At 58.6% G+C, this 10,130-nt stretch carries 11 protein-coding genes; 7 read left to right on the plus strand and 4 right to left on the minus strand.

The features are described 5' to 3' along the window. Window positions 1–132 precede the first annotated feature (132 nt). From SO180_RS41020 to SO180_RS41030, 3 genes are all read left to right on the plus strand, one after another. Window positions 133–723: an ATP-dependent DNA ligase gene (locus SO180_RS41020; protein WP_449384467.1), complete on the plus strand. Its 591-nt coding sequence runs from the start codon at window positions 133–135 to the stop codon at window positions 721–723. A 404-nt stretch (window positions 724–1,127) separates the two neighbouring features. Further along, window positions 1,128–1,340, plus strand: coding sequence for a hypothetical protein (locus SO180_RS41025; RefSeq protein WP_449384468.1), 213 nt, complete (start codon window positions 1,128–1,130; stop codon window positions 1,338–1,340). A gap of 791 nt (window positions 1,341–2,131) precedes the next feature. Next, entirely contained in the window at window positions 2,132–2,359 is a 228-nt protein-coding gene (locus tag SO180_RS41030) for a hypothetical protein (RefSeq protein WP_449384469.1), read from the plus strand. A 385-nt stretch (window positions 2,360–2,744) separates the two neighbouring features. On the opposite strand, the gene SO180_RS41035 is transcribed toward SO180_RS41030, so the two are convergent. Next, a complete protein-coding gene (locus SO180_RS41035) occupies window positions 2,745–2,939 on the minus strand; it encodes a hypothetical protein (RefSeq protein ID WP_449384470.1) in 195 nt (64 codons plus the stop codon). Window positions 2,940–3,439: 500 nt separating this feature from the next. Then, window positions 3,440–3,655, minus strand: coding sequence for a hypothetical protein (locus SO180_RS41040; RefSeq protein ID WP_449384471.1), 216 nt, complete (start codon window positions 3,653–3,655; stop codon window positions 3,440–3,442). Between the two features lie 797 nt (window positions 3,656–4,452). On the opposite strand from SO180_RS41040, the gene SO180_RS41045 reads away from it, so the two are divergent. Further along, window positions 4,453–5,208: an alpha/beta fold hydrolase gene (locus SO180_RS41045; RefSeq protein WP_449384472.1), complete on the plus strand. Its 756-nt coding sequence runs from the start codon at window positions 4,453–4,455 to the stop codon at window positions 5,206–5,208. Window positions 5,209–6,340: 1,132 nt separating this feature from the next. Here SO180_RS41045 and SO180_RS41050 read toward each other — a convergent pair. Next, window positions 6,341–6,502: a hypothetical protein gene (locus tag SO180_RS41050; RefSeq protein WP_449384473.1), complete on the minus strand. Its 162-nt coding sequence runs from the start codon at window positions 6,500–6,502 to the stop codon at window positions 6,341–6,343. A gap of 764 nt (window positions 6,503–7,266) precedes the next feature. After that, window positions 7,267–7,881: a hypothetical protein gene (locus SO180_RS41055; protein ID WP_449384474.1), complete on the minus strand. Its 615-nt coding sequence runs from the start codon at window positions 7,879–7,881 to the stop codon at window positions 7,267–7,269. Window positions 7,882–8,259: 378 nt separating this feature from the next. Between SO180_RS41055 and SO180_RS41060 the strand changes: the two genes are divergently transcribed. The 3 genes from SO180_RS41060 to SO180_RS41070 form a co-directional block, all read left to right on the plus strand. After that, on the plus strand, window positions 8,260–9,267 hold the full coding sequence (locus tag SO180_RS41060) for a chemotaxis protein CheB (RefSeq protein WP_449384475.1): 1,008 nt from the start codon (window positions 8,260–8,262) through the stop codon (window positions 9,265–9,267). 109 nt (window positions 9,268–9,376) lie between these two features. Then, a complete protein-coding gene (locus SO180_RS41065) occupies window positions 9,377–9,754 on the plus strand; it encodes a hypothetical protein (RefSeq protein WP_449384476.1) in 378 nt (125 codons plus the stop codon). 171 nt (window positions 9,755–9,925) lie between these two features. Next, the coding region (locus SO180_RS41070; protein ID WP_449384477.1) for a hypothetical protein at window positions 9,926–10,130 on the plus strand (205 nt) is incomplete at its 3' end.

A 10,130-nucleotide genomic window follows, 5' to 3' on the forward strand; every position in this document is an offset into this window, starting at 1 on the left:
CCCAATGAATGTTCGGTCTGCGCGGCCTCGACATTTCTTTGGCTCCGGTGCCGAGGCCGCTGCAACGCTTCGGCCGATTGTTCCTCCTTCGGAACGTTCGCAGTTGGAGGCGCGAACAACTATCCTCCGGCTATGCGCAGCACATATAAACTCTGCCTAGCGACCACAGGCAAGCAGGTCCCGTCAGGACCTGACTGGCTCCACGAAATCAAGCACGATGGCTATCGGCTGCTGGTGATCCGGGAGAACGAGCGCGTGCGCCTGCTGTCCCACAACGGCAGCGACTGGACGAAACGTTATCCGTGGATCGCCGAGGCTGCTCTGAAGAACCGGCAGAAGCACTTTGTTATCGATGGCGAGGCCGTAATCCTCGGCGTCGATGGCATCTCCGACTTCAACGCGCTGCACTCCCGCAAGTACGATCACGAAGTCCAGCTTTACGCGTTCGACATTCTCGCGATGGGCGGCGATGACTTGCGCCCCCTCCCCCTGCACATGCGCAAAGTCAACCTGGAGCAGCTCTTGGCGCGCCGACCCGACGGGATCACGGTCGCACCTTTCGAGCGCGGTGAGATCGGGCCGGACCTTTTCCGCGCTGCGTGCCGCATGGGCTTTGAAGGCCTTGTCTCGAAACATCGCGATCGGCCTTACCGCGGCGGCCGGCAAAAGTTCTGGATCAAGGTCAAGAACCGTAGCCATCCGGCGATGGAGAGGGAGCTTTAGCCGCCAACCGATTTCCGACAGCTAAATTGGTCGCGTCGAGAAACTTTTCTGGCTTGGCTTGGTTTAAATTTCGATCCCTTGAGAAATAAGCGGCCATCAGGCGGCCTCAGCATTCAATCCGGAGTGCTGGGGTCGTTCGCTCAACGCTCGCAGGACGGAGTTTTTGGGAGCTTACATGGGACGAGAGCTGAAAACTGCTCTGCTAATTGCGGCAGGGCTTGCGATTGTCTGTTTGCAGCTCTCATGGCTGCCAGAGTCATCGGCTGAACCAGTCACGCGAGGGGACGGCGCATGGGGTCCGATGAGGCCGTAGTTACGATCCGTTGAGGAGTTGTTGAAAGGTCTCCGCCACCGCAGAGCCGCACAGGCTTAGCAGTCTCTCAAATCGAGGCTTGAACGATCTTATGATGGTGCTCTCAGATGGGGTACGCAGGACTTTGCGGCAGGCTCGGCTCTACGGCTACCTGGTCGAGCGAAATAACCAGATCTATCATCCGGGCGCCTTTCATCCGGTTTGCAAGAAATTGTTTGCGCTCCGTCTCGTCGAAGGCGGTTGGATGACGAAAAACGACGATCGATACGAGCTGACTACTAAGGGGCGTGAAGCGTCGGACTGACTTTTGGCGAGCACAGGCCGCCGCCAGCGTGCGCGCATGTTTAGGAACGCCTACCGCGCGTGACCATTGGTTAGGTTCGGAAAACCATGGAGCCAAAAATGCGGAAGACGATTATTACAGTCCTAACAGCAGTGGTACTCGCCGGGGCTGCTAGCGTTGCATATGGCCAAGCTAGCGGATCTGGTAGTGCAGGTGCTGGCGGAGCTGGCGGTGCTGGCGCAGGGGTCGGCGGCGGATCGATGGGCACGGGCGGATCGTCGCCGGGTGCAGGAGGCGCCGGGACGACTGGTTCTGGACCCGGGGCCAGTGGCACAACTGGCTCGGCTGGCGGATTGCAAAAGGGCGCGATCCACCCTGGCAGCGGAGACAATTCGACTCGGCGCCGGAGGCAATACTGAAAGACTCCACACCCGCCAGCCTGAACCGGGACTTCACTTAACTTTAACGTAATCGGCACAGGCTCCCGCATTGGGACGGGGCCGCTTGGGGACGCTTTGCGGCTTTGTGCTTGGGGAGAAGGCGCCACTACTTGCCCAGCCCCAGTGGCGCCTTTCCTCAACTCATTGCCCTCCGCGAGTGAAGCTTTCACAGAAGCTTGACATACCGATTGCTAGGCTTTGGTTGCTGGGGATTAGCAGGCCCAGTTTGAGACGGCGCCGCCGGGGAAAGTTTCATTTCGAGCCGGCGGCGTAATTTTTTGGAGAATTTGGAGATGGCAAACGCGGTCATGCTTCCATGGAGCGCGAGCTGAGAGGGAGGGAACCCTCAGAACCAGCGCCACGTTGATCGCCATGGCCGTGAAGGAAATCCGAAGCTGGTTGACTAACATCGGCGTACTGGCCGCGCGTCCAGCAGCGTTCGCCATCTTTCTTGTTTATTGCGCGCTTTCGATCGTCTTCGGCAACGGGCTAGAATGGCATTCGCTAGCCACTCTTGTGACCTGGGGCATGACGCTCGTAATCCAGCGCGCCGAGCACCGCGACACGCAAGCCATTCACGCCAAGCTCGAGAGTTGTTGAAGGTTCATGACGATGCAAACAATTCGCTCATGACAATCGATGATAAGGACGCGGAAGAGGTCGAGCGGGAAAGGCAAAAAGTCCACAAGTCGTGAATGGCCCGCCAGCATGACGGGCGGGCTTGAGCATAGGATTCACCCATGAAGTTCGCCGTCGAACGTCCAACCCGGAAACCGCTGCCCGCAAGCTGGTCGAGATCGCCAGCGGCATCGAGCCCGTCCAAGACGGCCGAAGATCAACGCGCCGTTCCTCTGCGCACTCAACACCAGCGGCGAGGAGTTCGGGGCAGGCATCAGGACGGCAGTCGAGCGCGGGTGGCCGGGAAATTATGCCCGGACCTTGAAGATAGAGGTCGCGTGACAAGAAAGAGCGCCGACCGGCGGCCTCACTTGGGCGCCAGCAGGCCACTCGAGGTTGCCCATCCAGCGATCGTCTCGAACTCCTGCGCTTTCTTGAGCAGGCTGTCGCGATCCTTACCTGGAGGCAACTGATCGGCCCGCGTTCTGCTTTTTTGGGCATCGATTAGGAAACGATCCTTCAACGAAGTGGTCTGCTTAAAGCGACGACGACGTCTTGTCATAAGGTTATCCTCATGAATAGGCTGCCGCCCAGTAAACTAGAGATGGAGACGAACATTCTCCGTCCCGGCCTGGACGTAGCGGCCTCAACATCTGAGGAGACCAGAGAGGGAGGCTCGACGCTGAGGGCGCAGTCCGCACCATTCGTCCAGCTGCGGAAAGCCTATCGTAGAGCGATATTTCAAATTGCGCACTTGCTTATGTGAATCCGCCGCAGTCGATTCACATAAGCCAATGCGCAAGTGAAAGATGGCGCCCTCGCCCTAGTCGTCCCAGATGACTTTCGCACAGTTTGCACACTGATACACGCGGATAGATTGGCCGGCCCGCGCCTGAACCTCGGTCCTGAACGCAGCTGGCATGCGGCAGTCGTCGCAGAAAGGAGGCTGCGGTCTGACTGCTTCGCTCGGGCGCGCTTGCGTGAGCATGACCTCGAGCATGCCGGGGAATGCGGATGAGTTATGTTCACTTTTGGACATACGGAAGCCCAACGATCATGGACTTACGGTTGCAGCAGCGACAAGATGCGATGCCGATCTTGCTGAAGGCGGCGCTGGTTCTCACGCAATCCCTCCAGTTCGGCTTGAGCGTTGCTGGTGTCTTGTTTTTGCCGTTTCAAACTAATGACCAATGCCTCCTGTTCCGCAAGGCGCCGCTCACCATCCACTACCTCGCGCTCCAGCTGCCTTAACTCGTCCAGAAGTGCATCGTTTAACATCCAATCGCGCTGCCTCTCCGACAAGCGACCCCAGCGAGAGGGATGCCGAGGCCGCCAACCTTGTAGGAAGGTTTTCTCTCGGCTGGTTTCTATGGGGGCTTTCACCGAGAGCATGGAGATGACTGGCTCTGTCGAGAGTCGTTCCTCTGCCAGTCATTGAAAACGCCCAGCGGTTCAAGTTGCCCCCTCTCTTCGAATCCAACCGGTTGAGGGATCAGGCTCGCCTAGGCGGAGGGTGGCGTTGCGAGTTGTAGAGCAACCTTAGGACCAGTGCCACGTTGCCGAAGGGATCTTTGAATCATCAGAGCAGACCACCAAGCTCATTCGAAATTCGTCCAACCATGGATTAAATTGGGATAGGAGCCGGAACGTCCCTGATGCGAGGCACGTTGAGGTGCGCACCTGTGACAAAGAATACAGGACAATCAGAACTCACCAGCAAAATGGAGCACAAAATGGCCGATCCAAGGCAGGAGAATAAGTTCAACCAAAGAGCAGAGGAAACAGTTCGGCAAACCGGCGAGCAAGCAGCTGAGCACACGAAACGAATTGGGCTTGCGGCGGCTAAGGCCGGCGAGTCAGCGCGAAGGATCGCCCGATGTCCTTAGCTGAAACCGTCCTGCTGGTCATCTTGGTCGGATTTATCGTCCTGATACTGGGCAACATCGTAGTTCAGGTGGCAGCGGAGCAAAAGAATCCGCCGATCGGCGTCTTCATCGAGTGCGACGGAGTGCGCCTATATCGAACGGGGCGATGCCGCCGCGCCTTGCGTGGTCCTGTTCCACGGGAATGGCACCATGATTCAAGACCTGGTCCTAAGCGGTTTGGTCGACCGCCTGGCCCACAACTATCGCGTCGTTTGCTTCGACCGGCCCGGGTTTGGCTACAGCCACCGTCCCCGCGCGCGGATCTGGACGCCGACAACGCAAGCTGCCTTATTCGCGAAAGCTCTTAGCCAGCTTGGGGTCCGCAATCCTGTAGTGCTCGGCCATTCCTGGGGTACGCTGGTGGCGATCGAGCTGGCACTTCGAAGTGACTGTTCCGTTAATGGGATAGTGCTTGTGTCTGGGTACTATTTTCCAACTTCTCGGATGGATTTTTGGCTCATGTCCGCTCCGGCGCTGCCGCTGCTTGGCGATCTGATGCGCTACACTATCTCGCCCATGCTATCGTGGGCCATTATGCCGAAACTGACGAGCTTGCTTTTCGCACCGCGTGCCATTCCGCCGGAATTCAAAAACGAATTTCCAATCTCGTTGTCTCTCCGGCCCAAGCAGTTGAGGGCGGCCGCTGAGGAGAGTGCATTCCTTATTCCAGCTGCCTCGCAGTTGCAGCTTCAATACCGGGGCATCCGGTGTCCCGTCAGGATCGTGCATGGAAAGGGTGATCGGCTCATCGAGGCCGACCAGTCGCGCCGCCTGCACGAGGCGTTGCCCCGCTCTCTGCTACATCTGGTCGAGGATGCCGGTCACATGGCTACCTATGCAAATACGCCTGAAATAGCGGATGCCGTGGCGGCGCTGGCGCTCACCGCACCGGCGAGAAGCGCGTAGGCTTTCTTGTTGCAATGCGTGCGGCGGAACGTGGCCGTCGTTAATTTCGCCGCGCTCGCGATTATTTGCACAGCGGCCGTTGCGTAGCCCGGATCAGGGTCGCGCTAGATATTCGGCTCAGATCGCGGCGAGTGCATTGCTTTGCGGGATCGATTGGGATTGTCTGGGTCGCGCGGCTTAGTAGCCCCAGCGATGGCGCGCTCGACGATCTCCCACCGCTCGCCATAGAGAAAGAACCCGGGCGATTCCGCCATCGCTTCCAATTCAGCCACGCCGACCGATAGCTTAGAAAGCTCGTCTTCGGTGAAATCGGTCAGCGACAGCTCGAAACCGCCGGTCAGCAGGTCGTTTCAATTCGAGCCTCAGCATCTCGTCGCCCCAATCCCTCGCATCCATGAGTGGGCCGATTGTCGGGATGACATAGGCGCGCTTCTGGTTTTTGCTCCACCCCCGCGTCCGGCGGAACGACGTCGATCACTGCTTCTCTGCGGGAGCGTCGCCGCTGGCGGTGCAGGCGGGGTGGTGGCGGTAAAGTTCAGGCGCGGCTGCAGCACCAGACCAATTTGCAACCTATCGGCGCTTGCGGCCTTACCTAACGAAAAGCCGAAATGCTGCCCGCATCGTAGGGCTGAGCCTCGCCGGGGTTTATCTGATCGGCATGATGCTGGCCGCACCCAGGATGAGCTAACAGTTGGGGACAACCGGCCGACTTGGCCCTCACTATTCAAAAGCGAACGTTCAGCTCGGGAGCCTTTGGCTAACTTCGATCTGCAGGGCGCGGGCATCGCGTGCGTTCAGCTACCGCAGGCCAATATCGGGGTGGGGCGTCGGAGGCCAGCGGGCTGCTAGGGGCCGACGTCTTTCAGCAGCCGCACATACATTCCCTCTCATGTAGCTCGAGCCACGTACCAACTTCAATGGGCCAAGGTACGTTGACTGGGTCGCCGCGCGCTAGGCGATCGAGGGAGGTCGCCGAACTCCGGAGCGGCGTAGTCTCGACCTTCCGGGGTTACAATGTGCACATCGTAGCAGCCTGTTTTAGCGAGCTCCCAGGCTTTCTTGAGTGCCGCTTCGGGCGTACTCCTGCGATGAGCCAGCTCGCCGTGCTTGCACCTGCCTTTGACAGTAAAGCTCATTTTTTCTTCTTTTTCTTGTTTTTCTTAATGGTGTCAGCCTGAGCCCGGAATGCGTCGGCCAATGTCTTCATCTGGTCGGCTACAAAGGCGTCAGCCGTTCGGGCGGCCACCCGTTCGGCCACGACAGCCTGTTTCCGGATTTGCTTCACAGCTCCCATTGAGTTTCAACTTCTCCGGCACTGTGTTTGTTCCTGTTCGCAGAAGATCGATCGTCGAGCCGGTGTTATCAAGAGAGCGCCAATCGGGGACGTGGCTCTTCGGGCGGGGGAATGATGAAATTAAACGTCGTCCGCAGCTTGGGGAGCGGGGGTGGGACTATCGATCTGGTGAAAGACGGGTGGGCTTATCATGTTAGCGAAAGAGCCTAGATCATGTGAAGCGCGCCGCAAAAGTCTTTGGGATGGTCACTCCGCTGACGATCTTGGTGACTAGCCAAGGTATAAACGGATTTTCCGATTTAATGGCGGAGGTATCCGGTGAAGAGGCAGGAAAGCACAGCCGCTCTGCCCTTGCGACGGCTGGGGCTTCCGTTCAACAACGCTGTCGAAGTCGAGATGATCGTCGAGGTCGAGTGACACCCAGCGCGACGGCCTCATAAGCGGTGCTCGAAGGCAAGCGCAGGTGCTGTCCGTCGATTTGACCCCTTTTTTCATAACCTAGTTCTGCAGCGAATTTTCGGTTCTGCAGCGAATTTTCGGCACTCTCTTGGAGCGCGACCATATCTCTCCGAGCGGCCTGCCGCTGCGCGTCGAGGCCAAGACCGCTCCTGCCTCGATCGGGGCCTCTGGCGCGGCCGGTTGGGCTCCGGTGAAACACCTCGCTTACACCGACCCGCGTTTGATGAGTTCATGCGTCTGCGGCTGATGTCACCGCGCTTTCCGGAAGTTGGGCTCACCTCGTGGTTCTGCCCTCGTGCTTGATCTTATTCGGAGCGGCGCGGCTGAGCATACCTTGCTTTGTAGCCGTCTAGCCAACCCAGTTTAGGCGACGACCCCTCCGCCTCTTTGTCCCACACATACCAGGCATAGGCAGTTGTCCCACCGCCTTTCCGCTCGACACCGCTTGGGTAAAAGGTAATGCGCTCACTGTAGACCCAGACACGGGCGGGTGGCGTTCTGGAAAAGATCGTGTTCGCTCTGTTCGCGCCCTCTAGGAAGGCCAAACGCAGGAGAAGGGCGAACTTTCGCTTCGCCAGCTTGATGCCGCTCGCGACAAAACCCTCGGCGCAATTATAGGGCGGGTTGGTCACGATGTTGTCGGCCGTCTGCTCTGCATGAAGAAAGTCAATGCCGGCCTCCCCGTAGCCACGATCATACAAATCAGAACTGCGAACGGATTGGCCAGTCTGTTCCAGAACACGGGACATGCTGCCATCACCGCACGCGCACTCCCAAATTTCGCCGTCGAACTTTTCATTATCGATCATTGCGAACGTCGCCCAAGCCGGCGTCGGGAAAAAGTCCGGTCCACTGAGGTCAGCAAACCTCTTCGTTGTCGGCTTGAAACCGCCGTTCAGATTGTAAGTAAGATCGGTCACGCGAGAGCTCCTCGCTGGAATGAGGAGAGTATCAGGCTCGTTCATCTCGCATTTTCGCAAGGAGCTTGTGTGAGTCAAATTGACTCACCCCCTCCCCATCAAGCGATATGAGCTTCCGATGGCGGACCTGCTGGGCGCTTGGTCGCAATATCCAAATGCTGATCGAAATGGGAAATCTGCTGGGGCGTGTGCTCATTAACTCGCAGATGTCCGATCTTGAGGGCTAAGCGGAAATATTCCGCTCGGTCAGAGTATTACCGGTGTTGACCCGAAGGCGACTTACCGTCCGATACTGCAGGCCGAAGACGCTGCTCATCAACCGAACGAACCACCGACGACCCGGAACGTTGACTTGCAGCTAGAATGCGGGATGGTTCCATGGCCAACCGAAACGTCGTGGTCATCGGAGGCTCGACTGGAGCCACCGGACCGCTGGGAGAAATATTAAGCCGACTGCCGGTCGACCTGCCTGCGGCTGTGTTCATTGTTCTGCACATGCCAGCCCAGGGCGCTGGCATTCTCAAGAGCGTAGCCAGAGCTGCCGGCAAGCTGCCTGTGCGCCAGGCTCAAAACGGTATGCGCTTCGAAAACGGTCACGTCTATTTGGCTGTACCCGACCATCATCTGATGCTCGTTGACGGTCATATGATCCTAGGACGTGGCCCGCGTGAAAACCTCGCACGGCCTGCAATTGATCCGCTCTTCCGCTCGGCGGCACTGAACTACGGGCCACGCGCGATCGGGATCGTGTTGAGCGGGCTGCTTTCCGACGGCTCTGCTGGCCTCAGCGCTATCAAACGGTGTGCCGGCCTCGCGTTGGTGCAAGACCCTGCGGAAGCCAATGCCGATGAAATGCCGATCCGAGCCACGAAATCAACGACTGTCGATTTCTGCGTTCCGGCTGCGCAGATCGGCAAGTTGCTTCCAGATCTGGTTCGTGCGCCTCCAGGTTTATCGGTATCAATTCCCGCCGATCTCCTGCTCGAGGTTCAAATCGCCGCCGGCGAAGGAATCGGCGCCGAACTGATCCGCGAAATCGCCGATGCCACTGAGCTCACTTGCCCGGATTGCGGCGGGGTCCTCTCGAAGCTCAAGCTGGTTAGTCCATTGCGCTTTCGCTGTCAGGTCGGACACGCCTATAATGCCGACGTGCTCGCCGAGCAGCAGGAGAGTCGAGTCGATGAAGCATTGCGAGTCGGATTGCGCATCATTGAGGAACGCGCCGAACTGCTCCAACGTCTGGCAGAGGAGGCGCATAACAGCGGGTGGACGGACGAGGCAAATACGCACAAGGCGCGTTCCAGGGAGTACCGCGAACATGCCGACAGCGTTCGTCGTGCCCTGCTGAAGTCGATTGAACCTTCCGGCCGTGAAGCGGACGATTGAATTGAGCACCCCGCAATCCCGGTTGGAAGGTGGAACTTGTCCCGACGGGCTTTGAGATAAGCTCCGCAACCGAACACCTGCCCACCGCGTGCGGCAGCAAGGATGGGCCATGCGAACCGATCCCGCGCTTGAAATTGCGGTAAGCTGCGTTAAGCGTGCCGGCCGAAGTCTCGAGAAAACGGCAGAGATTGTGGAGCGATCCTGCTGGGTACTGGCGAGGTCTCGACAGCTGATGATAGGACGGCCGATGAAGATGGATCGGCAAGCGGAGCTGCAGCGGCTCGCCGGAGCAGACGCCCACATCGCCAGCGCCGAACTTGCCGCTTCCAGGCTAATCGTGGAAATCGAAACACGTCGTCGCTTCGGTTACGACGTTCAGTTGGCGGAAGTACTCCTCAATGGAATCCGGTCTAGTCTTGAGGCGATGCGGCGGCATCGTAAGGAAATCTTGAGGACGATCGCGGAGATCGACCAAAGAACAAGTTGACGATGTGCGTCAGACTCCGAACGACCGGACATGCATTGCTCCCTCCGATACAGCAGGCAGGAGCACGACTGATCTCTCAGCCACCGACGCCTACGGGCAGAGCCTTGGCCGGGGATGTCTGACTTGACACCGTCTGGAGGGTATTCGTCCAGAGAATAAATTGGCGCTCAGTTGGACAGCGCGCCGTTGCACCACCTGTGCCGGGACGAGACCCCTCATCGGCGCTCCTCTCCGGCTGCGAATGTCGCCTGTTGGCCGATTCCGTTGAAAAAGGCCGCGGTTGCGACTCAGAGATACCGGAGCGATCTGTTCCGTCGCGTGTTCGAAAGCGTTTTGCGCCGCTGCATCGAGGAGCGACTGGTCGGCGGTGAGGGAT

The sequence above is a fragment of the Bradyrhizobium sp. UFLA05-112 genome, assembly GCF_053572325.1.